The organism is Nocardia sp. NPDC006630 (assembly GCF_040611495.1).
In the GTDB taxonomy this organism is placed as follows: Bacteria; Actinomycetota; Actinomycetes; order Mycobacteriales; family Mycobacteriaceae; genus Nocardia.
This window is the reverse complement of record NZ_JBEXOK010000002.1, coordinates 669,601-695,035: the sequence shown is the minus strand read 5'-3', so window position 1 is coordinate 695,035 and position 25,435 is coordinate 669,601. Positions and strand designations below refer to the sequence as shown.

At 66.1% G+C, this 25,435-nt stretch carries 26 protein-coding genes; 16 read left to right on the top strand and 10 right to left on the bottom strand.

Annotated elements, in window-relative coordinates; all coding sequences use genetic code 11:
• The first annotated feature begins 3 nt into the window (after positions 1–3).
• Entirely contained in the window at positions 4–1,248 is a 1,245-nt protein-coding gene (locus tag ABZX86_RS07705; RefSeq protein ID WP_355121080.1) for a glycosyltransferase family 4 protein, read from the top strand.
• The gene (locus tag ABZX86_RS07700; protein WP_355121078.1) at positions 1,245–3,341 is read left to right on the top strand and encodes a glycogen debranching N-terminal domain-containing protein; all 2,097 of its coding nucleotides are present in this window, start codon (positions 1,245–1,247) and stop codon (positions 3,339–3,341) included. Before ABZX86_RS07705 ends, ABZX86_RS07700 begins: the two co-directional genes overlap by 4 nt.
• Before the next feature lie 49 nt (positions 3,342–3,390).
• Here ABZX86_RS07700 and ABZX86_RS07695 read toward each other — a convergent pair whose 3' ends face one another.
• Both ABZX86_RS07695 and ABZX86_RS07690 read right to left on the bottom strand, forming a co-directional pair.
• Positions 3,391–4,359: a sigma-70 family RNA polymerase sigma factor gene (locus tag ABZX86_RS07695; RefSeq protein WP_355121076.1), complete on the bottom strand. Its 969-nt coding sequence runs from the start codon at positions 4,357–4,359 to the stop codon at positions 3,391–3,393.
• Between the two features lie 461 nt (positions 4,360–4,820).
• Entirely contained in the window at positions 4,821–6,356 is a 1,536-nt protein-coding gene (locus ABZX86_RS07690; protein WP_355121074.1) for a methyltransferase, read from the bottom strand.
• Positions 6,357–6,716: 360 nt separating this feature from the next.
• Between ABZX86_RS07690 and ABZX86_RS07685 the strand changes: the two genes are divergently transcribed.
• Genes ABZX86_RS07685 through ABZX86_RS07665 form a run of 5 tightly spaced genes read left to right on the top strand, consistent with a single transcriptional unit; the run spans position 6,717 to position 9,272 of the window.
• The gene (locus ABZX86_RS07685) at positions 6,717–7,097 is read left to right on the top strand and encodes a hypothetical protein (RefSeq protein WP_355121072.1); all 381 of its coding nucleotides are present in this window, start codon (positions 6,717–6,719) and stop codon (positions 7,095–7,097) included.
• 26 nt (positions 7,098–7,123) lie between these two features.
• Complete coding sequence (atpB, locus tag ABZX86_RS07680; protein ID WP_355121070.1) at positions 7,124–7,888, top strand: F0F1 ATP synthase subunit A; 765 nt, start codon at positions 7,124–7,126, stop codon at positions 7,886–7,888.
• A 42-nt stretch (positions 7,889–7,930) separates the two neighbouring features.
• On the top strand, positions 7,931–8,188 hold the full coding sequence (locus tag ABZX86_RS07675; RefSeq protein ID WP_327145156.1) for a F0F1 ATP synthase subunit C: 258 nt from the start codon (positions 7,931–7,933) through the stop codon (positions 8,186–8,188).
• Positions 8,189–8,196: 8 nt separating this feature from the next.
• On the top strand, positions 8,197–8,703 hold the full coding sequence (locus ABZX86_RS07670) for a F0F1 ATP synthase subunit B (protein ID WP_355121068.1): 507 nt from the start codon (positions 8,197–8,199) through the stop codon (positions 8,701–8,703).
• Positions 8,703–9,272 carry a hypothetical protein gene (locus ABZX86_RS07665; protein ID WP_355121066.1) on the top strand — a complete coding sequence of 190 codons (570 nt, stop codon included), beginning with the start codon at positions 8,703–8,705 and terminating at the stop codon, positions 9,270–9,272. Before ABZX86_RS07670 ends, ABZX86_RS07665 begins: the two co-directional genes overlap by 1 nt.
• Positions 9,273–9,279: 7 nt before the next feature.
• Here the strand turns inward: ABZX86_RS07665 and ABZX86_RS07660 are convergent, their stop codons facing one another.
• Both ABZX86_RS07660 and ABZX86_RS07655 read right to left on the bottom strand, forming a co-directional pair.
• The gene (locus ABZX86_RS07660; RefSeq protein ID WP_355121064.1) at positions 9,280–10,020 is read right to left on the bottom strand and encodes a VOC family protein; all 741 of its coding nucleotides are present in this window, start codon (positions 10,018–10,020) and stop codon (positions 9,280–9,282) included.
• Entirely contained in the window at positions 10,017–11,009 is a 993-nt protein-coding gene (locus tag ABZX86_RS07655; protein ID WP_355121062.1) for a helix-turn-helix domain-containing protein, read from the bottom strand. Before ABZX86_RS07655 ends, ABZX86_RS07660 begins: the two co-directional genes overlap by 4 nt.
• A 364-nt stretch (positions 11,010–11,373) precedes the next feature.
• Between ABZX86_RS07655 and ABZX86_RS07650 the strand changes: the two genes are divergently transcribed.
• Positions 11,374–12,621, top strand: coding sequence for an MFS transporter (locus ABZX86_RS07650; RefSeq protein WP_355121320.1), 1,248 nt, complete (start codon positions 11,374–11,376; stop codon positions 12,619–12,621).
• Here ABZX86_RS07650 and ABZX86_RS07645 read toward each other — a convergent pair whose 3' ends face one another.
• Entirely contained in the window at positions 12,622–12,972 is a 351-nt protein-coding gene (locus tag ABZX86_RS07645; RefSeq protein WP_355121318.1) for a DUF3099 domain-containing protein, read from the bottom strand. It abuts the gene before it with no gap.
• 164 nt (positions 12,973–13,136) lie between these two features.
• Here ABZX86_RS07645 and ABZX86_RS07640 point away from each other — a divergent pair, with 164 nt between their 5' ends.
• Positions 13,137–13,370 (top strand): DUF3039 domain-containing protein, encoded by a 234-nt coding sequence (locus ABZX86_RS07640; RefSeq protein ID WP_327145161.1) that lies wholly within the window; start codon positions 13,137–13,139, stop codon positions 13,368–13,370.
• A 75-nt stretch (positions 13,371–13,445) separates the two neighbouring features.
• On the opposite strand, the gene ABZX86_RS07635 is transcribed toward ABZX86_RS07640, so the two are convergent.
• Positions 13,446–14,048: a TetR/AcrR family transcriptional regulator gene (locus ABZX86_RS07635; protein ID WP_355121060.1), complete on the bottom strand. Its 603-nt coding sequence runs from the start codon at positions 14,046–14,048 to the stop codon at positions 13,446–13,448.
• Between the two features lie 114 nt (positions 14,049–14,162).
• Here ABZX86_RS07635 and ABZX86_RS07630 point away from each other — a divergent pair, with 114 nt between their 5' ends.
• A complete protein-coding gene (locus tag ABZX86_RS07630; protein WP_355121058.1) occupies positions 14,163–15,626 on the top strand; it encodes an MFS transporter in 1,464 nt (487 codons plus the stop codon).
• 49 nt (positions 15,627–15,675) lie between these two features.
• Here ABZX86_RS07630 and ABZX86_RS07625 read toward each other — a convergent pair whose 3' ends face one another.
• Positions 15,676–16,251: a TetR/AcrR family transcriptional regulator gene (locus ABZX86_RS07625; protein WP_355121056.1), complete on the bottom strand. Its 576-nt coding sequence runs from the start codon at positions 16,249–16,251 to the stop codon at positions 15,676–15,678.
• A gap of 91 nt (positions 16,252–16,342) precedes the next feature.
• Here ABZX86_RS07625 and ABZX86_RS07620 point away from each other — a divergent pair, with 91 nt between their 5' ends.
• The 4 genes from ABZX86_RS07620 (at position 16,343) to ABZX86_RS07605 (ending at position 20,834) form a co-directional block, all read left to right on the top strand.
• Positions 16,343–17,821, top strand: coding sequence for an MDR family MFS transporter (locus ABZX86_RS07620; RefSeq protein ID WP_355121054.1), 1,479 nt, complete (start codon positions 16,343–16,345; stop codon positions 17,819–17,821).
• Positions 17,822–17,873: 52 nt separating this feature from the next.
• Positions 17,874–18,809: an LLM class flavin-dependent oxidoreductase gene (locus ABZX86_RS07615; protein ID WP_355121052.1), complete on the top strand. Its 936-nt coding sequence runs from the start codon at positions 17,874–17,876 to the stop codon at positions 18,807–18,809.
• A gap of 76 nt (positions 18,810–18,885) precedes the next feature.
• Positions 18,886–19,323, top strand: a complete 438-nt coding sequence (locus ABZX86_RS07610; RefSeq protein WP_355121050.1) for a hypothetical protein — start codon at positions 18,886–18,888, stop codon at positions 19,321–19,323.
• Positions 19,242–20,834, top strand: coding sequence for an FAD-dependent oxidoreductase (locus ABZX86_RS07605; protein ID WP_355121048.1), 1,593 nt, complete (start codon positions 19,242–19,244; stop codon positions 20,832–20,834). The genes ABZX86_RS07610 and ABZX86_RS07605 overlap by 82 nt, the downstream gene beginning before the upstream one ends.
• Positions 20,835–20,903: 69 nt before the next feature.
• On the opposite strand, the gene ABZX86_RS07600 is transcribed toward ABZX86_RS07605, so the two are convergent.
• The 3 genes from ABZX86_RS07600 to ABZX86_RS07590 form a co-directional block, all read right to left on the bottom strand.
• Positions 20,904–21,206: a hypothetical protein gene (locus ABZX86_RS07600; protein WP_327145166.1), complete on the bottom strand. Its 303-nt coding sequence runs from the start codon at positions 21,204–21,206 to the stop codon at positions 20,904–20,906.
• A gap of 123 nt (positions 21,207–21,329) precedes the next feature.
• Positions 21,330–21,923, bottom strand: a complete 594-nt coding sequence (locus tag ABZX86_RS07595; RefSeq protein ID WP_355121046.1) for a TetR/AcrR family transcriptional regulator — start codon at positions 21,921–21,923, stop codon at positions 21,330–21,332.
• 18 nt (positions 21,924–21,941) lie between these two features.
• On the bottom strand, positions 21,942–23,504 hold the full coding sequence (locus ABZX86_RS07590; protein WP_355121044.1) for an NAD(P)/FAD-dependent oxidoreductase: 1,563 nt from the start codon (positions 23,502–23,504) through the stop codon (positions 21,942–21,944).
• A gap of 97 nt (positions 23,505–23,601) precedes the next feature.
• Here ABZX86_RS07590 and ABZX86_RS07585 point away from each other — a divergent pair, with 97 nt between their 5' ends.
• Positions 23,602–24,087, top strand: a complete 486-nt coding sequence (locus ABZX86_RS07585; RefSeq protein WP_355121042.1) for a DUF2834 domain-containing protein — start codon at positions 23,602–23,604, stop codon at positions 24,085–24,087.
• Between the two features lie 122 nt (positions 24,088–24,209).
• Positions 24,210–25,424: an LLM class flavin-dependent oxidoreductase gene (locus ABZX86_RS07580; RefSeq protein WP_355121040.1), complete on the top strand. Its 1,215-nt coding sequence runs from the start codon at positions 24,210–24,212 to the stop codon at positions 25,422–25,424.
• Positions 25,425–25,435 lie beyond the last annotated feature (11 nt).

Genomic DNA, 25,435 nt, shown 5'->3' with positions numbered 1-25,435 from the left:
GGAATGACTTTCGACCTTTCGGACTCTTTGTTCTCTGATTCGATCGACGCTCTGCTGGAGCGCCCGAATTCTGTTTCACAGCTCGCGCACGGCGATTTCTACGAGCGGCCGCTGCACATTGTTCTGGTGGCGCCGCCGTATTTCGACATCCCGCCCGCCGGATACGGCGGGGTCGAGGCGATGGTGGCGACCCTGGCCGATGCGCTGGTCGAGCGAGGACACCGGGTGACCCTGCTCGGAGCAGGTCGAGCGGGTACAAACGCCCGGTTCATCCGGGTGTGGGACGAGGTGCAGACCGCGCGGCTGGGCGAGACGTTCCCAGAAATCGTCAACGCGATGCGGGCCTGCCGGATTATCGAAGAACTGCATGCCGAGGATCCGGTCGATATCGTGCACGACCATACCTTCGCTGGTCCGCTCAATGCGGCGGCCTACCGGATGCTGGGAATCCCCACGGTGGTCACCGTCCACGGGCCCGTCGAACCGGATATGTACGAGTACTACCAGGCCTTCGACCACAGCGTGAATCTCATCGCCATCAGCGACCGGCAGCGGGAATTGGCCCCCGACCTGAATTGGATTACCCGCGTTCACAATGCGATTCGGCCCGAGGAATGGCCGTTTCGCACCGAGAAACTGGACTACGGCCTGTTCCTGGGGCGGTATTCCCCGTCCAAGGGCCCGGATCTGGCGCTCGAGGCCGCGCACGCCGCAGGTCTGCGGTTGATTCTCGCCGGTAAGTGCAATGAACCGCCCGAGAAGGCGTACTTCGAACAGCGGATCCGCCCGCTGCTGACCGCCGACGACCAGGTATTCGGCGAGGCCGACGCCATTGCCAAGCGGGAACTGCTGGCGGGCGCGCGCTGCCTGCTGTTCCCGATCCAGTGGGAGGAACCGTTCGGCCTGGTGATGATCGAGGCGATGGTGTGCGGTACGCCGGTGATCGCCCTGCGCGGCGGTGCGGTCGCGGAGGTGATCGAACACGGTGTCACCGGCTGGATCTGTGAAGATCCCGCCGAATTGCCCGAGGCGATCGCGCGGGCCGGGGAGATCGATCCGCATGCCTGCCGGGCGCGCGTGGAGCGGCTGTTCGCCTCCACCCGCTTTGTCCAGGGCTACGAAGCGGCGTATTACGGAGCTATAGGCGACCTTTCGAAGCGGGTGCCACTGCGTTTCGCCGGCGATCACGCGGTGATCAGGACAGCGGCGATCGCACCGCCGGAGGTCGTGAGTAGGAGCCGCGGGTGAGCATTTTCAACGCCGGCCCTCCATCACCGGTCGACGGTCGCGGCATCGTCACCCTGGTGGAGGCCGGCACGTTCTGCCTCTCCGATCAGCTGGGCGATATCCATCCGGGTTCCGCCCAGGGGCTGTTCTACCGTGACACCCGATTACTGGCGCGCTGGGAGTTGCGATTGGACGGCCATCCGCCGGAACATCTTTCGGTCATGATGGCCGAGGCGTTCCGGGCCCGCTTCGTGACGCGGAAGCCTCCGAATCAGGGGGTGGCCGATGCCACGGTGCTGGTATCGCGGCGGCGGATGATCGGCGAGGGGATGCGCGAAACGATCACAGTGCACAATCTCGGCGATGAGGACACCGCCATGACGGTCACCCTCATCGCCGACTCCGATTTCGCCGATCTGTTCGCGGTCAAGGAGGGCCGGGTGCACAGCGGCAGCTGCGAACTCGCCACCGCGGAGGGCGCCCTGCGGTTGACCGACCGCAATGATTCGGGGCGCGGGCTGGTCGTCATCGCCAGTGGCGATCCGGCCGCGCAGCCCGGATCGCTGAGCTGGCGGATCGTCGTGCCACGGCATTCCAGCTGGCAGACCGTGGTGCTGTGTCAGCCGATCATCGGGCACCATGCCGTCACGGTGAATCTGGACGACGATTCGGATGACAACCCGTCCAACAAGATTCGGCAATGGCGGGCCACCGCGACCAGCCTCACCGCCAGCGGTGCCGGTCTGAACGCCATTCTGCAACGCACCGAGAGCGATCTCGGTGCGTTGCGGATGGACGATCTGGGCGGCGGCACCGCCTATGTCGCCGCGGGTGCGCCGTGGTTCATGGCCCTGTTCGGCCGCGACAGTCTGCTCACCTCGTGGATGGCGCTGGTGCTGGATTCGGATCTGGCCCTGGGCACGCTCCGGCAGCTGGCGAAACTGCAAGGCACACAGAGCAATCCGCTCACCGAGGAGGAGCCCGGCCGCATCATGCACGAGATGCGGCACGGCCCCGGCGGCGATGCGGTGCTCGGCGGCAGCGTTTATTACGGAACTGCCGACGCCACACCACTTTTCGTCATGCTGCTGGCCGAGTGCTGGCGGTGGGGTGTCGATCCGGCCGCGATCCGGGAACTGCTGCCCGCCGCGGACGCGGCCTTGTCCTGGATCGACAATTTCGGCGACAGCGACGGTGACGGATTTGTCGAATACCGGCGCAAGACCGATCGCGGGCTGGCCAATCAGGGCTGGAAGGACAGCTGGGACGCCATCAGTTTCTCGGACGGCCACCTGGCCGATCCGCCGCTGGCCCTGTGCGAGGTCCAGGGTTACGTCTACGCCGCCCGGCAGGGCCGCGCCGATCTGGCCGAGGCCTTCGGTGATATCCCTACCGCGCAGCGATTGCGCGCACAGGCCGCGGAGCTGAAACAGCGGTTCGGCGAAGCCTTCTGGATCCCGGACGTGGGCCGCTACGCTCTCGCCCTCGACGGGGCGAAGCAGCAGGTGGATACCGTGACCAGCAATCCGGGCCACTGCCTGTGGACCGGCATTGTCAGCGACGAACACGCCGCGGCTCTCATCAAAGGCCTCGGCGGCGCGGATATGGACAGCGGCTTCGGCCTGCGCACACTGTCTTCGACGGCCCGCCGCTTCAATCCGATGGGATATCACACCGGATCGGTCTGGCCGCACGACACCGCCATCGTCGTCGCGGGCCTACTGCGCTATCGGCACATTCCGGGAGCCCTGGAACTGGCCGAACGACTGGCCGGTGGCCTCCTGGAAGCCATCGCGGAATTCGACGCCCGCCCACCCGAGCTGTACTGCGGCTTCCCCCGCACCGAATTCCGTTCCCCCATCCCGTATCCCACCTCATGCTCCCCCCAGGCGTGGTCCAGCGCGGCCCCACTCCTGCTGATGCGTTCGTTCCTCGGCCTCGTCCCGGACGTCCCGCACCGCACCCTGACGGTCGCACCCCGCCTGCCCGAGCGAGCAGGGCGAGTACGACTGGCGGATCTGCGACTGGGCACGGCGACGGTGACCATCGAGGCGCAGGGCACCACAATTTCCGTCAAGGGCCTACCCGACGACTGGCAACTCATCCAGGCCTGAGAGGGAAAACGAAAGCGGCCGACCGGAATTCGGTCGGCCGCTGGGGTTCTCAGCTGGCGTAGGCGCGGAGGCGGTCGGCGCGCTCGCCCTTGCGGAGCTTGGACATGACCTCGCGTTCGATCTGGCGGACCCGCTCGCGCGAGAGGCCGAAGATCTTGCCGATCTGGTCGAGGGTGCGGGGCTGGCCGTCGTCGAGGCCGTAGCGCAGGCGGATGACCTGCTGCTCGCGCTCGTCCAGGGTGGTCAGGACCACGCGGACGTCACGGTGCAGGAAGCCGGCGATGACGGCGTTCTCGGCGGAGGTGGCTTCGGAATCCTCGATGAAATCGCCGAGGGGGGCCTCTTCGTCATTGCCCACCGGCATATCCAGGCTCACCGGGTCGCGGCTGTGGTCGAGCAGATCGGCGATCTTCTCTTGCGGAATACCGGACTCGTGGGCGAGTTCCGCGTCGGTGGCCTCGCGGCCGAGCTGCTGATGCAGTTCGCGCTTGATGCGGGCCAGCTTGTTGACCTGCTCGACGAGGTGGACGGGAAGCCGGATGGTGCGACTCTGGTCGGCCATACCGCGGGTGATCGCCTGACGAATCCACCAGGTGGCGTACGTCGAGAACTTGAAGCCCTTGGTGTAGTCGAACTTCTCCATGGCGCGGATCAGACCAAGATTGCCCTCTTGGATCAGGTCCAGCAGCGGCATGCCGCGGCCGGTGTATCGCTTGGCCAGAGAAACCACGAGGCGCAGGTTGGCTTCGAGCAGGTGCTGGCGAGCCGATTGACCTTCGCGCACGAGGATCGCGAGATCCTTCTTCTTGGGCGAGGACAATCGCTTGGTCGTCTCCAGCAGGTGCTGAGCGTAGAGGCCCGCCTCGATGCGCTTGGCCAGCTCGACCTCGTCGGCAGCCGTGAGCAGCGCCGTCTTGCCGATTCCGTTCAGGTACACGCGTACCAAGTCGGCGGCGGGGCTTGCGGCGTCGAGGTCCTGTTCGCTGATGCGCACGTCAGTGGTGGCGGGGCTTGTCATGACTTGCCTCCTGTCGGTGGTGTCTCGCTCCGTACAACGGGCCCGACATCAGGAAAGTTCCCCGCAACGGCGGACATAAACCGTATCTGAGCTGCGGTTTTTGCGACCCACGGCTGAGAAGTTCCTGAGAAGCGTGCGTACTGGGGAACGCGCGCCTGCGGTCGGCGGCTGTCGATGTCCGGTGAGTTGCCGCCTTCGGCGTCGAACTTCGGAGCGCGGCAACCGAATACGTGTGTACGGGCCTTGCATTGCCGGCGTTCGTTCGAGCGGATGTTCCGGTGCTGTGCGGTTCGGCGGCCTCCTCGAGGTACCCGCCGACGCCGTTCGAAACATGAGATAGCTCACTTTACGCAGATAAACGCCAGGTCACGGCCCGGAAACGACTCGGCCGCCGGGCAGGGATGCCCAGCGGCCGAGGGGAGGTGCGGCGCGGAGGAACGCAGCGCGGAGGGAGAGGGAACTCAGCGCGGATGGATCAGCCCGTGGCGAACCAGGCTGACCACCACGCCCAGCACCGCCGATTCGAACTCGGGAGTGGCCGCGTCTCCGGTATCGCTGAAGGCGAGCAATTCCACCAGCTCGCTCAGCGGCAGTCCGTCCGGGCGCATACCGGCCAGCAGCGCCGCCGTGGTGTCGTCCACCTCGTGCTGCCAGAGCGGTCCGTCGCCCCGGTGCAGCCGTGCGATCCGCTGCTGCCAACCCTCCGTGCCCGGCAGCGAGACCCGCTCCAGCGCGGTGGCCGGATCGACCTCGAAGCGCGAGGACAGCACCAGGCCCGGATCGGTGGCGACGGCGCGCAGCCATGCCGAGCGCTCGAAGTAGCGATGGGTCTCCTGGCCCAGCGGATCCTCGAAGGGGTGTGTGAGGTCCTCGGCGAGCATTTCGGTGGGTCCGTCTATATCGCGCATATAGACGACACCGAATCCGATGCCGTCGACCTTCGCGGCGGCGAAGGCCTCCAGCCACCGTTCGGCGCGCGCCTGCGCCGCGGGCTCGCGCGGATCCAATCCGGCGTCGCGCAGCCAGGTTCCGACATACAGGGCCGGATCGGCGATGTCGCGCTGCACTATCCAGGCGTCGATGCCGTGGTCGGGCAGCCAGCTCGCGACGCGCGAGCGCCAGTCCTGTCCATTGATATGGACCCAGGAGGCCAGCAGTGCCGCGGTGCCACCGGGATTGAGCATGTCCGGTATGCCGGAGATGACGAGTTCGCTCGCACCGTCCAGCGCCAGCCCGGAGTCCCGGTAGGTGTGCTCGACACGTGCCGGGCCGACCACGAACGGGGGATTGGCCACCACCTGATCGAAGCGGCGCCCCGCGACCGGTTCGAACCAGGAGCCCTCGCACAGCTCGATATCCAGATCATTGAGCGCGGCGGTGGCCGCGGCCAGCCACAGGGCGCGTGCGTTCACATCGGTGCCGGTGACGGTGCGCCCGTAGGACTTCGCGTGAATGGCCTGCACACCGCAGCCGGTGCCGAGGTCGAGCACGGTGCTGACCGGACGGGTGGGGGTGGCGCGCAGCAGCGATAGTGACGCCTGACCCACGCCGAGGACGTGATCGGCGTCGAGGGTGCGCCGGCGCATGGAGTCGTCGAGGTCCGACAGCACCCAGCGGGTGCCGTCGCCGAGATCGAGCGGGCGCAGGTCCAGGGCCGCGCGTATTTCGTCGCCGTCGCGTTCCAGGAGTCCGGCGGCGATCGCGCGCTCTGTATCCACCGGCGCCAGCGCGGCGGCCACCTCGCGCTCGGGCATGGGATCGCCGAGTAGCAGCAGGCGAATGAGCGTGCCGAGTTCTCCGGCGTCGCGGGCCGCGCGGCGTACCGGCACCGGCTCGGAGCGCCACAGCGCCGCGTGCGCCACGTCCCCGAGTGCCACAACAAGATTGTCGGAGCCGTATCCGACCCGGGTCAGCGCGGTGCGCAGGTCCGGGGCGAGGTCGGCGAGCAAGGACGAGGCGGTCGTCGAATGCTGGTCGAGGGATCGATTCGTCGGCATGGCATCGAACTCTGCCATCGCGACTGTTCGGTACCTCGCGGTGGTCCCGATTCGGTCCGGCGTCCAGCCCCATAGCGTTCGCCCCGAACTGTCTGGGGGCCGTGTTGTCGAGGGTGCACGACGAACTGTGTTGATTCTGAATGGAACCGTGGTCCCTGACCGGGACCGGAGCGTAAAATGCTGCGCGGCACCGATATAGAAGAATGGTCGCTGAAATGTCGCTGAAAGGCGTTCTGCCATTTCAAGATCAACATTTTGAAGATCAAAAATACTGCTACGCAACGGGGTTCGTCTGTGTATGCTACTGATCATGCACAGCCCCACTACGAGGTGGGATTGAGGGCGAGGCGGTGTCGATTAGTGGACGTCAACAGGCTCCGGATGCGGCGGGCGGCGGCAATTGCAATCGCCTTCGGCGTACTGGCTCTGATGGCCACCGGTGCGCTTGATCGATTGATGCTCGGCGTATTCATGTGCGCCGGACTGGCACTCGGTGGGATCAATGCGCAAATAACGTGGATGTCTATTGTTCGCATCACCGATGCGGAAACTCCTAGCAAACAGAAGCTCGCGCTCTCTTCTGCGGCGCGATTGCTCATACTGACGGGCCTGTCGATAGTCGTCGCGTTCTTCACGCGTCCGTACGGTGTCGGTATCTTCTTCGGGTTGGCCGTCTTTCAATTGATTCTTGTGCTCCACACGGTGGTGCCCGAAGTGAAAGGCCTTCGACAGCAGCCATGAGCCATTCCGTCGCTTCGATTGCCCAGATGACCGGAAATGTGACCCTGAGCGCCGAAGATGCTCCAGCGGCACCGTCGAAGATTCATGTTGGTGACCATGTCACCGCGCACTTCTTCGGCCTGGACTTCAATATCGACACCATTGTGTCGACCTCCGTTGCCGCGCTCATTGTGCTCGGTCTGGCCTTCTACCTGCGGGTCAAGATCACCTCGGGCGTCCCCAACGGTGTGCAGTTGTTCTTCGAGTCCGTCACGGTCCAGATGCGCAATCAGGTCGAGGGCGCCATCGGCATGAAGGTCGCGCCGTTCGCGCTGCCCCTGGCCGTCACCCTCTTCACCTTCATTCTGCTCTCCAACTGGTTGTCGGTGCTGCCGGTCCAGTACGGCTCGGGTGAATTGATCGCGCCTCCGGCCTCGGATGTCAACTTCGTCTATGCCTTGGCGCTGTTCGTGTTCATCGCCTACCAGGCCGCCGGTGTCTGGCGGCGTGGTCCGGCGAATCACCTCAAGCAGACGCTCAAGGGCCATGCCGGTTGGGGCATGATCTTCATCAATGTGATCGAGGAAGTCGCCAAACCGCTGTCGCTCTCGCTGCGACTCTTCGGCAATATGTTCGCCGGCGGTGTGATGATTTCGGTGATCACGCTGTTCCCCTTCTGGATCAGCTGGGGCCCGAATGCCATCTGGAAGATGTTCGACCTCTTCGTCGGCGCCATCCAGGCATTCATCTTCTCCCTGCTGACCGTTCTCTACTTCAGCCAGTCGATGTCGCTGGAGAGTGAAAATCACTGATCGGCACCGCTGTTCGGTGGCAATCTCAAAAGGAAGTGAAAAATGGCAGATCCAGCAACCGCGAGTATCGTCCAGGGCGCTCTCATCGGCGGCGGCATCATTCTGGCGGGCGGTGCCATCGGTGCGGGAATCGGTGACGGTCTCGCCGGCGCCGCGCTGATCAATGGCGTCACCCGGCAGCCCGAGGCCGAGGGCAAGCTGCGCGGCAACTTCTTCCTGACCGTCGGTCTGGTCGAGGCGGCCTATTTCATCAACCTGGCGTTCATGGCGCTCTTCGTCTTCGCAACTCCCGGTAAGTAGACGAAATCATGTCTCCGAGAACAGATGTGGAGGCCGCGGGGAACTTCCTGATCCCCAATGGCACCTTCTTCGTTGAGCTCGCGATCTTCCTGATCGTGCTCGGAGTCATCTGGATTTTCGTTGTTCCGCCGATCCGAAAGGTGCTGGCGGAACGGGAGGCGCGGGTCGAGGAGACGGCGAAGATCAGTAAGTCGGCGACCGAGATATTCACCGAGGCCGAGGACCGGTATCAGACGGCCCTCGACAAGGCCCGTGCGGAAGCTGCGGAAATCCGCAATGACGCACGGGCACAAGGCCGGGAGATTCTCGAGGAGCTGCGCGGCGAGGCCCAGCGCGAGGCCGATCACATCGTCGCGGAATCCACGGCACAACTGCGTGCCGAGGCTGATCAGGTTGCTGCCGAACTCCGTGAATCCGTCGAACCGCTGGCCCAGAATCTGGCTGATCGCATGCTCGGCGTCAAGAATCGTCCCCGGTCCAGTGCCGGTAATCAGAGAGGACGGGGGACGCCCTGATGCCAACGACCGGCGTGCTCGCCGAAGGCTACAACATCACCTTCGACTGGCCCGTCTTCTTCAGTCAGCTATTCGGTTTCGTCGTTATCATCTGGCTTTTCGTGAAATACCTGCTCCCCTTCGTGAAGAAGATGATGAACAAGGCACAGGACACCATCAGGCGGCAGCTCGAAGAGAGCGAAGCGGCAGCGGAGCGTTTGACCGCGGCCAAAACCGCCTACGACAGCGCGGTCGCCGAGGCGCAGGCCGAACTCGAGCGCATGCGCGAGGAAGCCCGCGCCGATGCCGACCGCATCATTGCGCAGATGCGCGAGGCGGCCACCGCGGAGGTCGAACGTGTCCGCCGTGTCGGCCGCGATCAGATCCTGCAGTTCCGCAGGCAGATGATGCGCGATCTGGAGGCCGACCTGTCGGCCGCCATGCTCGCCCTCACCGAGGAAAAGGTGCGCGAGCAGGTCGGCACACCGCAGGCCAGATCCGAGAGCATCGAGCGTTTCCTCGACGATCTCGAAATGCTGGCCAATTCGGCTCCGGCGGCGCGGCAGCAGCCGCAGACCGGCGCCAACTGACAGCAGCTCAAGCAGGTTCCCGGCCGGTCAGACAATAGGTCTGACCGGCCGGATCTGTCATGACCAGCCACCGGCTGCCCCGATCGACCCGGCGCGCGCCCAGCTTTTCGTGCCAGGCGGCGGTGACTTCGATATCGGTGCAGGCCAGATCCAGGTGCGCGGCGGTGGGCCGGTCCTCGCCGAGCCGCTGCAGCAGCAGATCGATCGGCACGCCGGGCCGGGCCGAGAGCCGGGCGAACTCCGGCAGACTGCCGGGCCGCCAGGCCCAGCCGGTCAGATCGGCCCAGAAGCGCGCCTCGGTGCCGTAATCGGAGGCGCCGATATCCAGGCACACCTGATCCAGCCGGCTGCGATCACCTTCGGGTCCGGTGACCGTGGGTGCGAGCGCGCCCGCACCGTCGCGAAAAGGTGTGAAGCAGAAGGTCATTCCGTGCGGGGACCGCAGGACGGCGTAACCGATGCGCTCGGTCAGGATGTAATCCCCGACCAGTGTGGCGCCGAGCCGCACCGCGCGCTCGGTGGCCTCCACGACATCGTCGACGTCGAGATCGAGGTGTACGCGCGACTCGCCGTCGATGGTCTGCATTTTCACGGTGGGCGCACCGTAATCCGGTAGCAGCGTGACGAATTCGTCGTGCTCACCCCGGGTCGGCGACAGTGTGGTGCCGGTGACCGTGGTCCAGAATTCGGTGCTCGCCCCGAACTGCGCCGCGGGTCGGTCGATGAAGGCCCAGAGCCACCGAATCATGCTGTCTCCCATTGTTCCCGCTTCCAATCTTCGCGAAAGGTCTTGCGATACGCCAGCGGCGGTACGCCGAGTTCGGAGCGCATGTGATGGCGCAGCGAGGCGGCGGTCCCCATACCGGCCGCCCGCGCCACCTCGTCGATTGCCAGCCGGGTGGTCTCCAGTAGATGCCGGGCATGGCGCAGTCGCTGCTGCAGTACCCAGGCGCCGGGCGCCATACCGGTCTCGGCCTTGAAGCGCCGAGTGAAGGTGCGGACACTCATACAGGCGTGCGCGGCAAGGGAATTGAGGTCCAGCTCGCGGTCGAGATGGTGCAGCGCCCACATGCGGGTCGGCGCGGTGCCCTCGGCGCCCGGTTCGGGCATGGGCTGTTCGATGAACTGGGACTGACCGCCCTCGCGCCACGGCGGCACCACGCAGTAGCGGGCCACCCGATTGGCGGCGGCGCTGCCGTGATCGGTACGGATCAGATGCAGGCACAGATCGATGCCGGACGCGAGACCGGCTGCGGTCCAGACGTTTCCGTCCTCGACGAAGAGCAGGTTCTCATCCAGCAGCACAGCCGGATAGAGCGATCGGAACATCTCCGCGAACTGCCAGTGGGTGGTCGCGCGCCGTCCGTCCAGCAGGCCCGCCGCGCCGAGTACGAAAGCGCCGGTGCAGATCGAGACGATCCGCGCGTCCGGCCGGATCATGGCCAGCACCGGCGCCAGTTCCGGTGGCAGCACGCCCTGGGTGCGCGGTCCCGATATCCGGGTGCCGGGCACGATCACGGTATCCGCGCGGGCCAGTAGCTCCGGCCCGCATTCCGGAACGATGGTGAAACCCGTCGTGGTGGCGATACCGCGGGGATGCGCCCCGCAGACGTGCACCTCGTACAGCGGGTTTCCGGCGTCGTCGACTGCCGAGCCGAGCACCATGGGCGGGATCGTCATATCGAATCCGACAACGGGTTCCAGCGCGAGCACGGCCACCAGATGAGGCGTGGGCATCGGCTACCCCCTCTCCAATACGTTGGCCAGATCTTGACGCATTGTGTCAGTCAGGCCACTCGTGCGCGAGTGCGAATTCCGGCACGCTTCAGCGGTGAGTGAAATCGGTACCGATCCCGTCATCGAATTGACCTCCGGCACAGCCGCTTCGCGTGGCACCGCGGCAGATGGAGCGGCGGCCGGGCCGCAGGCCGATGCGGTTGCCGGGCCGCAGCTCGACGGGACCGGTGAACCGCCGCGGCAGCCGGATGGTGGAGTGATGGAGCGGCTGGACGCCATCAGGGCGTCGGACCGGAGTGCGGGCTCCGGAGCGGCACAGCCCGCGACAGAATCAGTGCCCGGTGCGCCGACATCGTCCTGGGGAATGGTCGGAGGCCGGCTGCATCCGGCGTGGATTGTCGCGGCTGTGGGATTTGTCGCGTTGATCGGTGCGGCCGCCTTCCGGTCGGTGCCCGGTGTGCTCATGGAGCCGCTGCATGACGAATTCGGCTGGTCACACGGGACCATCGGTGCGGCGGTTTCGGTGAATGTGCTGCTCTATGGGCTGATTTCGCCGTTTGCGGCGGCGCTCATGGACCGGTTCGGGATTCGTGTGGTGGTGGCGAGTGCGCTGCTGCTCATTGCCGCGGGGAGTGGGCTCACCGTCTTCATGACGCAGCCGTGGCAGCTGATGGCCACCTGGGGGCTGTTGGTCGGCATCGGTACGGGGTCCATGTCGATGCCGTTCGTCGCGACCATTACCGGCCGCTGGTTCGTGCGTCAGCGCGGGCTGGTGACCGGTGTGCTCACGGCTGCGGGCGCTGCCGGACAGCTGGTCTTTCTGCCGCTGATCGCCCGGCTCGCCGGCGATCACGGCTGGCGGACACCGGCGCTCCTGGTGGCGGGCGCCGCGCTGGTGGTGGTGCCGCTGGTGCTGCTGTTCATTCGCGACTTCCCGAGTGATGTGGGTGTCACCGCGTACGGCGCCGAGCCCGGCAGCGTGGTCGGCGTGCGCACCGCGCCCGTGGGCGGGGCCGGACGTGCGCTCGGCGTACTGTTCACCGTGGTGCGCAAGCCCGTATTCTGGTTGCTGGCAGGCGGTTTCGCGATTTGCGGTGCATCCACCAATGGATTGGTCGGCACGCATTTTGTCAGTGCCGCGCACGATCACGGTATGCCCGCCACCACGGCCGCCGGGTTGCTCGCGCTGGTCGGGCTGTTCGATGTGGCGGGAACCATTGCCTCGGGCTGGTTCACCGATCGGGTCGACTCGCGGTACCTGCTGGTGGCGTACTTCTCGCTGCGCGGGGTGTCGCTGCTGATCCTGCCCAACCTGTTCGGGCCCGATGTGCAACCGAGCATGTGGGCGTTCGTGGTGTTCTACGGCCTGGACTGGATCGCCACCGTGCCGCCCACGGTCGCCCTGTGCCGCGAGCACTTCGGCGCGGACGGACCGGTCGCCTTCGGCTGGGTCTTCGCCTCGCATCAGGTCGGTGCGGCGATCGCGGCCGTCGGCGCGGGCATCATCAGGGATATGCGGGGCAGCTACACCCTGGCCTGGTACATCGCGGGCGGGCTGTGCGGTTTCGCCGCGCTCATGTCGGCGAGCATTCGTCGTAAGCGGGTGGAGTAGTCAGCCGTCGATGGCATTGTGCGGGCGTGAGTCGAGCGCCTTCTGATTGCGCCGGCCGTCCCAGCGGCTGGGCTCATCCTTGCTGCGCGGCGGCCGGTCATTGGCGCCGAGCACGGCGATCCACGGCAGCGGAATGGAGACGCCGATGATCAGCATGGAGATGACCCAGTTGCCCCAGATGCTGTAGGCCACGGCCGAGAGCACCAGGCAGGGGATGCGGAACGCCATGATGATCGTGTACCGGCGGACCCGATTGTGATGCTGCTGTTCCAGTGAGACCGCGGCCTCGGTGATCAGCGTGGGCTGTTCCTTCTCACCCCGGAAGAAGCCCGCGGGTTTGCGCTCCGGCATGGGATTCGAACCGGCTGGACGGAATTCGACCTCGGGGCGATCGTCGCCGCCGCCGACGCCGGCGTCTGAATCCCCATCACGCTGCATACCTCGAGTCTTGCACTACCGCCCGTCGAATGCACATGTCGGTTGCCTCGCCCGCGAGGCCTGGCATTATGGAGTGCGTGAGCACAGACACCCTGGTACGTCCGGAGACGACCACAGACGAGTCGACGGACAACGACACCCCCAAATTCTTCCACTACGTGAAGAAGAACAAGATCGCCGAAAGCGCCGTCATGGGCACCTTCGTGCAGGCCCTGTGTGGTGAGGTCTTCCCGGTGACCCGTTCGGCCAAGCCCGGCTCCCCGGTCTGCGAAGAGTGCAAGCGCGTCTACGAAATGATGAAGAAGGACTAGTTCCGCTTCGTCGTCATCGGCTATCGAGGGTTTGGTACGCACCCTCGATGCCGATTTTTTGCTGTCACGAATCGATCAGCGTATGCCTGCCAACGGTTCCCATGCGGAGAGGGCGGCCGTGGCGATGGCCTCCAGGTCGTCGCGGGTCGCGCCGTCGTGGGCTTGGATCGACATGCCCTGCTGGACCGTGGTGTAGAACGCGGCCATCGCCTCGACGGCTGCCGCGCCGGGGAGCTCACCCTCGTCGACCGCACGTCGCAGCCGGGTTTCGAGCGCGGCTTGTATGCCGCGGCGCAGGTCCGCGAGGAATATCTGAACGTCTGCGCCTATCGCGGTCCGGGCGGCCATGACGATCATGCATCCGGGCGGAGTCGCGGGATCGGCGAAGAAGTCGGCGCTCGCGGACAGCAGGCTGTGTACCGCCTCGCGGGCGACGGGTGTCCGGTCGAGTGAGAGCCGCGCCGGAACGCCCACGATCGAGTCGTAGAGCTCGACAGCCTCGCGGAAAAGTTGTTCCTTGGAGCCGAAGCAGGCGTAGATGCTGGGCGAGGCGATTCCCATTGCGGCCGTGAGGTCTCCCATCGACGTCGTCTCGTACCCGTTGCGCCAGAACGTAATCATCGCCTGCCGTAGCACTGCGTCGCGGTCGAAGCCGCGCGGGCGACCACGCTCTCCCATCCGTCATCTGCCTTCCTGATCGAATTCTGTGTCGCTCATTAAAGATATCTCTTGACGGGGTCTGCCGCCCGCTGCTACCTATTTCTGTGTCGATCGACAAAGAAATGGGGGGCGATGACATTGACCGTCGAACGCGGCGCCTGGGGTGCGCTGGGCGCATTGTGCGTGGGCTACTTCATGATCCTGCTGGATATGACCATCGTCGCGGTGGCCAACCCGGCGATCATGTCGGGCCTGCATACCGACATGTCCGCGGTCATCTGGGTGACCAGCGCCTACCTGCTCACCTTTGCGGTGCCGCTGCTCGTCACAGGCCGGCTAGGTGACCGGTTCGGACCCAAATACCTGTATCTGGGCGGACTTTCGATCTTCACGCTGGCATCGCTGTGGTGCGGTCTGGCGGGGAGCATCGGCTCGCTGATCGCGGCGCGCGCCGTACAGGGCCTCGGCGCGGCATTGATCGCACCGCAGACGATGGCGGTGATCGGCCGCATCTTCCCGGCGGCCAAACGCGGTGCGGCCATGGGTGTCTGGGGCGGCGTCGCGGGTGTGGCCACGCTGATCGGGCCGGTGCTAGGCGGTGTGCTCATCGACAACGGCGGCTGGCAGTGGATCTTCTACGTCAATATCCCGATCGGGGTGATCGCGTTCGGATTGGGCGTGTGGCTGGTTCCGGTGCTGCCGACCAGCAGTCACCGTTTCGACATTCCCGGGGTGCTGCTGGTCGCAATCGGTATGTCGGCGTTGGTGTTCGGCCTCCAGGAGGGCAATGCCTATCACTGGGCGGGCTGGGTGTGGGGTCTGATCGCCGGCGGTCTGGTCGTCCTCACACTGTTCGTGATCTACCAGGGGCGCAACAAGATTGAGCCGCTGGTGCCGCTGACCCTGTTCCGGGACCGCAATTTTGTGCTCGGCAATGTGGCGACCGGCGCCCTGGGTGCGGCGATGACCGCACAGATGGTGCCGTCGTATTTCTATCTACAGGCGGTGCGCGATCTGTCTCCTACCGAGGCGGCGCTGGTATTCGCCCCGATGGCGGTGGTCTCCGCCTTCCTGTCGCCGATGGTCGGCAAGCTCTCGGACAGATTGCCGCCGCGCAATCTACTGACGTTCGGCTTCGCCGCGTTCGCGGTCGGGGTGCTGTGGTTCATCACCCTCGCCACCCCGCACGGATCCATTCCGCTGATGTGCGTGATGTCCGTGGTCTGCGGTATCGCCAGCTCCTGCATCTGGGCGCCGCTTCCCGCGACCGCGCTGCGGAACCTGCCGCTGCAGCAGTTGGGGGCGGCCTCGGGTGTCTACAACACCACCCGTCAGGTCGGTTCGGTACTCGGCAGCGCGGGCATCGGGGTACTGCTCACCGCGCGCATGACAGCCCACTCGGTGCCCACCGCCGAACCGGGTCACCTCCCGGCCTTCCTGAAAGCGCCGTACGCCTCGGCCCTGACCGACTCGCTGTATCTCACAGTGGCCCTCCTGGTGATCTGCGCCGTCGCTGCCGCGTTCCTCACCCCGATCGGGACGGCCCTCGGTCCTGCCTCGCCTCCGCCGGTGTCCACGCGGAAAGATGCCGCCTAACCCGCAGTGTGCCAACGTGTTTCGGTCTCCGTGAGCAACTGCTGTGAGATCAGGTGTGGTGCAGGAGGGGGAGGAAGATCGTGTCGATGATTTCCTCGAGGACGTGGTCGGGGGCGGGGGCGAAGGTGGTGAGGAATTCGTTGCGGAGGAGGTCGAAGGGGAGGGATTTGATGCGGTCGGTGAGGTGTTCCGGGGCGATCTCGCCACGGGCTACGGCGCGGTCGAAGAGGACGTCGACGGCTTCTTTTCGGCCGGTGGAGAGCGGGTCGCGCAGGTCGCTGGGGTTGATTCCGGTTTCCTGGTAGTAGCTGGCCAGCTGCACGCTCATGACGAGGAAGAGTTGGAGGCGGGTGGCGTTGATCTCGCGCATGAGGGTGAGGACGTCGCCGCGCAGGGTGCCGGTGTCGGGGACGCCGAGGCGGGATTTGCGCAGGATGTGGACGAGCGTGGCCCGGATGAGTTCATTGCGATCGGACCAGCGGCGGTAGAGGACGGACGGGCTGGTGCCCGCACGTTTGACGACGGCGTCGACGGTGAACCTGGCGTAGCCGTTATCGGTGAGCTCATCCCAGGCCGCGTCGAGAAGCGCCTGTTCCAGTTCGGTTCCGCGGCGGCGCTCGGGCATCTGTCGATCTCCTTTAGATAGGGTTGTCTATCTTATCGTAGCGCGGTACCGTAGCGGAAATAAGATAGAACTCTCTACCTTAAGGAGCTACGTGAACACCCCTGCTGTCCCATCGCCACCTCTCGCAGCGGACCCGGATCGCCTCGATCCGGCCCTGCGGCGCATGACCTTCACCCTGATCATCGGCGCGCTCGCCGTCATCTTCGACACCACGATCATGAGCGTCGCCATCAACAGCCTCGCGGGGCAGATGCATGCCTCGCTCGGCGCCATCCAGTGGGTGAGCACCGCTTATCTGCTGGCCCTTGCCGCCACCATGCCGGCGGTCGGATGGGCGCAGTCGGTCCTGGGCGGCAAACGCCTGTGGGTCGCCGCGCTGGGAATGTTCCTCATCGGGTCACTGCTGTGTGCCGCGGCATGGAATGTCCCGAGCCTCATCGCTTTTCGGGTAGTCCAGGGCATCGGCGGCGGCATCATGATGGTGCTGATGACCACGCTGATCATGCAGGCCGCCAAGGGGCGCAGCATCGGCAGAGTCATGTCGCTGATCACCGTGCCCACCGCCCTGGGGCCGGTGCTCGGCCCGGTGCTCGGCGGCGTCATTCTGCATCTGGGGGACTGGCGTTGGATCTTCCTGTTCAACGTGCCGTTCTGTGTTATCGGCGGCTACCTGGCGGTGCGTAACCTCCCCGGGGACGCCCCCCGCCCCGGACCCCGCGCGCGCCTGGATGCTGTTGGCATGCTGTTGCTTTCGCCCGGCATCGCCGCTGTCATCTACGGCCTCACCCAGCTCGGTGGATCCGGTGGGCTCGCGAGCCTCGAGGTCGGACTGCCGCTGATCGCCGGGCTGGCCCTGCTCGCCGGATATGTCGGCTGGGCACTGCGGCGCGGATCGGACGCCCTGATCAATATTCGGCTCTTCCGTCACCGCTCGCTCGCCGCCTCGTCGGCGCTGGTCTTCCTCACCGGCGGCGCGCTGTACGGAACCATGTTGCTGCTCCCGCTGTACTGGCAGCAGGTGCGTGGCGAGGACGCGCTCGGCGCGGCGCTGCTGCTCATCCCGCAGGGGCTGGGCACCCTCGTCTCCCGCTCGCTGGCGGGCCGGTACATGGATCGCTTCGGCGCGCGTCCGGTTGCCATCGCCGCCTTCGTTCTCACCTGCGCGGCCACGGTGCCGTTCTGCTTCGTCACCGCGACCACGAGCAATATCGCGCTGATGGCCGTGCTGTTCGTGCGCGGTATCGGACTGGGCGCGGCCATGATCACGCTGATGGGCGGCGCCTTCGTCGGACTGCGGCCCGAGGAGATCCCGCAGGGTTCCAGCATCAGTCGCGTCGCCCAGCAGGTCGGTGGCTCCGCGGGGACCGCTGTCCTCGCAATGATCCTGCAGCGCACCGCAACCGGCGCTCACACCCCGGCAGCCCTGGCCTCGGGTTTCGGTCACGCCTTCTGGTGGGCGACCGCGTTCACGATCGCGGCTGTCCCACTCTGCCTGCTGCTTCCGGGCCGAGCCGCCCTGCCGGCGCAGGACCGGACCGCCGCACCTGATGCGGAGCCCGTCGAAGTCTGAGATCGATGCCCTCGTGATATGACTGCTTTGTCATAAGTCCAGGTAGTAGCCCATGACAACTTCTCGGGAGGGTGACATCGTGACCTCGGACAAAGTCCTCTTCGGCCTGAACCTCGAGACCGGCGTCGACCAGGTGAGCGAGATCCTCAGACACGCCCGCACCGCCGACGATGCGGGTCTGGATCTGGTCAGTATCTCCGACCACCCCTACTTCGCCGACCGCATCGACGCGTACGCCACGCTGGCGTTCGTTCTGGGTGCGACCCGGAATGTCACCGCGGCGACGATCATGACAAATCTGCTGAGCCGCCCGGCTCCGATTCTCGCCCGGACCGTCACGGGACTGTCGACGATCTCGGGTGGTCGTTTCGTGCTCGGAATCGGTGCCGGCGGCCTGTGGGATGAGATTGTCGCCCTTGGTGTTCCGCGTCTGTCGCCGGCGGACCGCGTGCGCGCGCTGGAGGAGGCGATCACCGTGGTGCGGGCCCTCTCCGGCGGTGGTGAACCGGTCACTTTCGACGGCGAGTTCTATCAGATCGCCGACCTGATGCCGGCGGCCGCACCGCCGCCACCGATCTGGGTCGGAGCGCTCGGCCCGAAGATGCTGGCGGTCACCGGCCGCCACGCGGACGGCTGGATACCGGGACACCTCGCCGATTGGCGCAGCCCGGAGGTCGCTCGGGCACGCCCGATCATCGACGAAGCGGCGGCATCGGCAGGGAGGAGTCCTGCTGATATCGCGACCATCTACAACGTGTCGGGTCGGATCGGCCGGGAAACACTGTCGCAGACCCGCGACGAGGACGGCCGCTGGCTCGGTGGCTCGGTCGCGCAGTGGGTGGAGGAATTGACTTTCGCCGTACTCGAACACCGTGCCGCGGCCTTCGTCTATCTGCAGGCGCCGGGCGAAATCATCAGCGACACAATAGTGAACCTCTGGGCACATGAGGTCGTACCGGCGGTGCGCGAGGCAACCGCCGCACGCTGACACGCCACGCGTACCGGTGATGGCACCGGCGCGGAACCGGCAGCGCACATACTGCGCTCATGCATGTGATCGCGGCATGGTGTGGATTCTGGGAGCGTGGGTGCTGCCGCCGATCGCCTATGTGCTGACCCGCCGGAACGAGAGCGCCTGGCAGCAGCGGGTCATGGAGTCCCTGACTCCGCAGCAGCGCACCCAGTTCGTCACCTACTCGAACAAGGCCGCCGGATGGTTCGTGGTCGGCGGCGGCGCGGCATTGATCGGCATCAAGGAAGCCGCCGAACTGGTCAAGGTCCTCGACTGGCCGAGCTGGGTGGTGCTCCCCTTATGGCCGAATCGGGCTCCTGCGCAGCCGTTGTGGAGTAGTTTCGCAACACGTTCCAGTTTTGCCGGTGACTCGGGTGAAACGGTGTGGGCAGAAGGGCTGGCGTGGCGATGGCGGACTACATCATCATCGGATCCGGGAGTGCCGGGGCGATCATCGCTCGCAGGCTGGCCGATACCGGCGCCGATGTGACGCTGATCGAGGCGGGCCGGCGGGACAACACCCGGCTGGTGCGCAAGCCGGGCATGATCGGCCCGCTGCACAGCGTGCCGCAGTTGAAGAAGATGGTCGACTGGGGGCACTACACCGTCGAGCAGAAGCATGCGCTGGGTCGCGCGATTCCGCAGACGCACGGCAAGGTGGTCGGCGGTTCGAGTTCTGTCAACGGCATGGTGTTCGTGCGCGGCAATCGGCGCAACTTCGACGATTGGGCGGCGGAAGGCAATACCGGTTGGTCATATGACGAGGTGCTGCCGAGCTTCAAGAAGTTCGAATCCTTCGAGGACGGCGCGAACCGGTTCCGCGGTGATGCCGGTCCGATCAAGGTGATCCGCGCCCGCGAGCTGCGGCCCGCGTCCGAGTCGTTCATGCAGGCGCTGGTCGAAATCACCGGCGCGGCAGTCAATCCCGACTACAACGGCGCCGAGCAGGACGGCGTCTCGATCCTGCAGCAGAGCAACAGCAATGGGCTGCGCTACAGCACCGCGGTCGGATATCTCGACGATCGACCGAAAACCCTTACCGTGCTGCCGAATACGCAGGTCGTGCGCATTCTGATCGAGAACGGCCGCGCCACCGGCGTGGAGTATCGGACCGCGCACGGCACCGAGGTGCTGCGGGCCGAGCGTGAAGTCATCGTCAGCGCAGGCACATTCGGCTCTCCGCAGCTGCTCATGCTCTCGGGCATCGGCCCGGCGGATCATCTGCGCGCCTTCGGCATCGATGTCATCGCCGACCTCCCGGTGGGCGACAACCTGCACGACCATCTGTTCGTGCCGATGTCCTTCGCCATGCCGACCGCCGTGAACCGTTCGGCGCCGGGGTATTTCGCCCGCGCCTTCGTGCGGGAGTCTCTGCGCAACAACAGCACCTGGCTGGCCCGCAGCGTCTTCGAAGCGGTCGCGTTCCTGCGCACCCCGTACGCCGCGGCCGCGCCCGATCTGCAACTGCACGTCCTGCCGTGGGGCTATCCCGGCCCGAATCAGGACGCCCCGATCCGGCACACCCCCGATCCGCGCCAATCCTTGACCGTCCTGGTCACGATGATCTACCCGCAGAGCCGCGGCACCCTGCGACTGACCTCGGCCGACCCCACCGCCGCGCCCGCCATCGACCCCAACTATCTCGCCGAGCAGCAGGACCTGAACACGCTGGTGCACGGTATGGAACTGACCCGGGAGATCATGTCCGCGAAGTCGATCGCCGCAGACGTGGATGCCGAAATCTCCCCGGGCCCACAGTATCCCGGCCGTGCAGAGCTGGCCGCCGAGGTACCGAACCGTGCAACCACCGTCTACCACCCCGTCGGCACCTGCCGCATGGGCGTGGACGAGCGCGCGGTGGTGGACCCCCTGCTGCGGGTGCGCGGAGTGGAGGGACTGCGCGTCGCCGATGCCTCGATCATGCCCAGCATCGTCGGCGGCAATACCAACGCCGCCACCATGATGATCGGCGAACACGCCGCCTCGATCATCCTGGGCTGAATATTGTTGTGCCGGTGACGGAAACGCCCGGGCCGGCGTGAATGCCGGTCCGGGCGCGGTCGTTCTACGTCAGTTGATGGTGAAGCTGCCGGCCATCGGGGGAGTGTCGCTTGCTCCGGCGGCTACGGTGCCGATGGGATCGCCCGAGCAGTCGCCGCTGGCGTAGAAGGTGGCGTCCTGGTCGGTGGAGTTCGCCACCACAGTGCTGCTCTCGTCGGTCAGCTTGATCCGGACGCATCCGGTCGGATCGACGAGGACCCTGCCGTTCTCGACGAGCGTTCCGGTTGCCGCACCGGCGGTTCCGGGTGCGAGCACCGCGACCATTCCGGCCACTGCGGCGGCGCCCAGCAGTCCAGCAATGCGCAACTTCATTGAATCCTCCGTGGTGAATCTGCACCCGATGACTCCGGGCACCATGATCCCGGCAATCTATCGTGGCCCGGTGTGCCGCCGTGTATCCACGAGAATACGGTGGCGTTTCCGCGAGCTGTGAACTCAGGCGATGCCGTCCTTGAGGCTCTGCAGGCCGATGTCGACGAGGCGGGAGAGTTCCTGGACATTGAGATCGCCTCTGGCGAACCAGGTTTCGGTGGCGGTGAACATGACCGCGGCGACGCACTGTGCGGTGATGGAGATTTGATAGGCGGCGTCGGAGTCGGGGGCGGCGCCGGTGCGGTCGAGGAGGAATTGGGCTATCTCGCGGGAGAATTCGGCTTGCACGGTCTTGATGTGCGATTGGACGAGGTCCTGCTCCAGGTGGTTGCTGCGCAGGATCGCGATCTGGTGCAGCGCGGCGTCGTAGGGGAAGGATTCGACGGCGATGCGGACCGAGGTGGTGACCGGTTCGCCGGGCGGGCGCAGGGACAGGGCCTGGCGGAACCAGTCCAGCCGGGCGTCGTAATCGGCGAACAGGACGTGCTGCTTCGAGGGGAAGTGGCGGTAGAAGGTTCGTTCCGTGACGCCGGCGTCGGCGGCGATATCGGCGATCGTTGTGGCCTCCACGCCGTACTCGAGGAAGCGTGCCAGCGCGGCATGCTGCAGCGTGGAGCGGGTGCGCTCGGCTTTGGAGGGTGACGGCGCGGCAGGCATAGACCGCATTCTAGGGTCCTACTTCGCCTCATCCAGCGCACGGTGCGCGGCGTTGTAGCCGGGAATGAACGATACCGACGGACCGCCGTGGCATCCGGCGCTGCCGAGGTAGAGCCCGGTGACGGGCAGGGGCAGGTCCCGGAAGCCGGTCGGGCCGGGGCGGCCGGGGCCCATCTGTTCGGGGTGCACCAGGCCGTGGCAGTAGTCGCCGCCCGGAGCGCCGAACATCCGATCCATGTGTCGCGGGGTGAACACGATTTGCCGGGCGATCAGGTCCTTGAAATTCGTTGCGAGGGTGCAGATTCGGGCTGTGACCCGCTGTGCCATCTCGGCCCTCAGCCGTGCGTAGTCCTCCCGCTGCCCCTCGATGGGGAACCAGAGCGCGAATGCGGAGGCGGCATGTTTGCCCGCGGGCGCGACCGAGGGATCGTGCACCGAGGGCAGTTGCAGGACTACCGCCGGGTCCTGGGGCACTATGCCCCGCCGGCAATCCTCCCACTGCTGTTGCAGCTCTTCGGGAGTGCTGTAGAGGCCGATCGCCGACTGCATGGCCGGATCGTTGAGCACCTCATACGGCGCGGCGAACTCCGGGATGCCGTCGAGCGCGAAATGCAGTTGCAGATAGCTGCCGCGGTGGTCGGTGCGAGCGAATCGGGACAGCGTGTCCGCGGGCACCACCTCCGGATCCAGCAGCTGTCCGACGGTGAGATCCGGTGCGATACAAGACACTACGATCGGCGCGGTCACCTCGCCGCCGTCGCCGGTGCGCACTCCGGTGACCCGCTTTCCCTCGGTGAGTATCCGCGTCACCGGGGTACGCAAGCGGACCTGACCACCGGCGGCTTCGAATCTTTCCCGCAGATGTGCTGTCAATGCGCCGATTCCGCCGCGGATCTTGCGCATCAGTGTGCCGTCGCCCTCTGGAGTGGCCAACCCGAACGCCAATGCCATTGCGGTGCCGGGTGTTTCGGGGCCACGAAAAGTCATGTTCAGTCCGAGGAAGGACATCATTCCGCGCAGCGCACCGGTCTTGTCGCTGCGGGGTACATAGCGGTCGAGCACCTCCGACAGGGACCCGAACAGCATGTCGGAGATCGCCGCGCGTTCGAATTCGTTTGTCGCGCAGGCGAACATCTCATCGATGGTCTTCGGCTCCCGCCGTATCTCGAACCGGCCGAGCGCCCGGGCCGGAGCCTGTGCCCAGGTCATCAGCCCGGCGAGTCCGGTCAGCATCTCGGTGCCGTGCACGCCGCTCACATGCTCGAGCAACTTCATCGGATCGGTGTAGTAGATGAACGGCGGATCGCCTCTGCCGAGCGTCGACACCGACATGACCTCGAGCGGCACGGCGGGCACCGCATCGAGCTCCAGTTCGGCGCTGAGCTGCGCGGAGGTGGGGAATTGCTCGGATCCGGCGATCTCGAATCGGTACCCGTCGATCAGCTCGACCGTGGAGGCCATTCCGCCCGAATAGTGATTGGACTCGAGGCAGACCGTCCGCAGTCCGGCGTGCTGCAGTATCGCCGCGGCCGCCAATCCGTTGTGCCCGGCCCCGATCACGATCGCGTCATAGTCCGACATAAGCCGAACGGTCCCACCGGACCGGCAAAATGTCAACAGTGACAAAACATCTGCCAAATCTGTCATGAGTGACACTTCTCGGTTCTAGAATCCGCCCATGTACGTTCTCAGTCTCACCGTCCACGCGATCCTCGGCATCGCTGTCACCGCCTGGATCATCGGCGAGAACCGAGCGCTGTTCGTCTCGGTGCCGGGACGGCCCCGCATCAGCGCGGTCGAACTCGCCTACTGGGCAATAGGTATCGGCTCGGTGGTGCTGGGCTGGTACTTCAATATTCGCTTCGTGCTCGAATATCACCACGACGGCACGAATCCCCTCTGGGGGCCGGGGGCCAGCTGGGCGGAATACATCTATCTCATGTTCCCGAACTGGGCCGCCGACTCCGCCTCCCAGGATTACGTCTTCCTCAACGTCCTGATCCTGCCGATCATGTCGATCGCGGGCGGCCTCCGTAAGGGCCTGCCCAAACCGTGGCTCTTCTTCGTCAGCAGCCTGTTCACCAGTGCCGCTTTCGGATTTGTGCTCTATCTGATCATCGCCGAACGGCAGCGCCGCGCCCGCCCGGCGCACACTGCGGTGTAGTGGATTCAATTCCGCTCGCCCGCAGGGTATTTCCCCTGGCTCAGGCTGATCGCAACCGTTGACTCCACTCGCGTCCGGCGGGATGGTGCAGGACATTCACGTCCGCACAGAAACGGGAGACGATGGCATCGAACCCACTGCATCTCGGCGTCGCGCTCGACGGAGCCGGCTGGCATTCGGCCGCCTGGCGGGAGCCGAATTCGCGGCCCGGCGCATTGTTCGGCCCCGGGTATTGGACGGATCTGGTCGCCACCGCCGAACGCGGCCTGCTCGATTTCGTGAGCATCGAGGACAGTCTGACCCTGCCCGGCGTGCCGCACACACCCTCCGATGACGCCGTCGACCGCGTCCGGGCCCGGATCGACGCGGGCCTGATCGCCGCGCGGGTGGCCCCGATCACCCGGCATATCGGGCTCATTCCGACGGTGACCGCGACGCATACCGAACCGTTCCATGTCTCCACCGCGATCGCCACCCTCGACTACACCTCGCGCGGCCGGGCGGGCTGGCAGGTGCGGGTATCCGGCACCGCCGAGGAGGCCGCGCACTTCGGGCGGCGCGAATTCAGAGAGCTCACCCCTGCCGAAATCGCGGAAGCGGTGGCCTCCGGGACGTTCCCCGGCCAGGTGCACGAGCTGTTCGACGAGGCCGCCGACGCCGTCGAGGTGGTGCGGCGGCTCTGGGACAGCTGGGAGGACGACGCCGAGATCCGTGACGTGGACACCCGCCGCTTCATCGATCGCGACAAGCTGCACCGCGTCGACTTCGAGGGCCGCTTCTTCAGTGTGCGCGGACCGTCCATCACACCGCGCCCGCCCCAGGGGCAGCCGGTGGTGACGGCGCTGGCGCATGCCCCGCTGATCTACGAATTCGCCGCCCGCGGTGCGGATCTGGTTCTTGTCACCCCGGGTCGTGCGACCGGTCCTCGCGCCATCGTGGACGAGGTGGCCGCCGCCGCGGCACGCGTGGGCCGCACCGGTGAACCGCTGCGCGTCTATGCCGACCTCGTTGTCTTCCTCGATACCGACCAGGCGACCGGCGCGCAGCGCCTGGCGCGCCTGAACGAACTCGCCGGAGCTGAATTCGCCTCCGATGCGGCGGTTTTCGCGGGCAGCGCCGAGGAGCTCGCCGATCTGCTCACCGCCTGGAGCGTGGACGGCGCCGACGGATTCCGTTTGCGTCCCGGCGTGGCGGTCGATGATCTGACCGCCATCGCCGACCGGCTCGTCCCCGCGCTGCAACGCCGGGGCGTCTTCCGCACCGGCTATCCCGAAGGCTCGCTGCGCGCACTGCTCGGCCTGCCCTCCGAAGTTCCCAACCGCTACGCGACTGCCTGAGCGAGGTCATC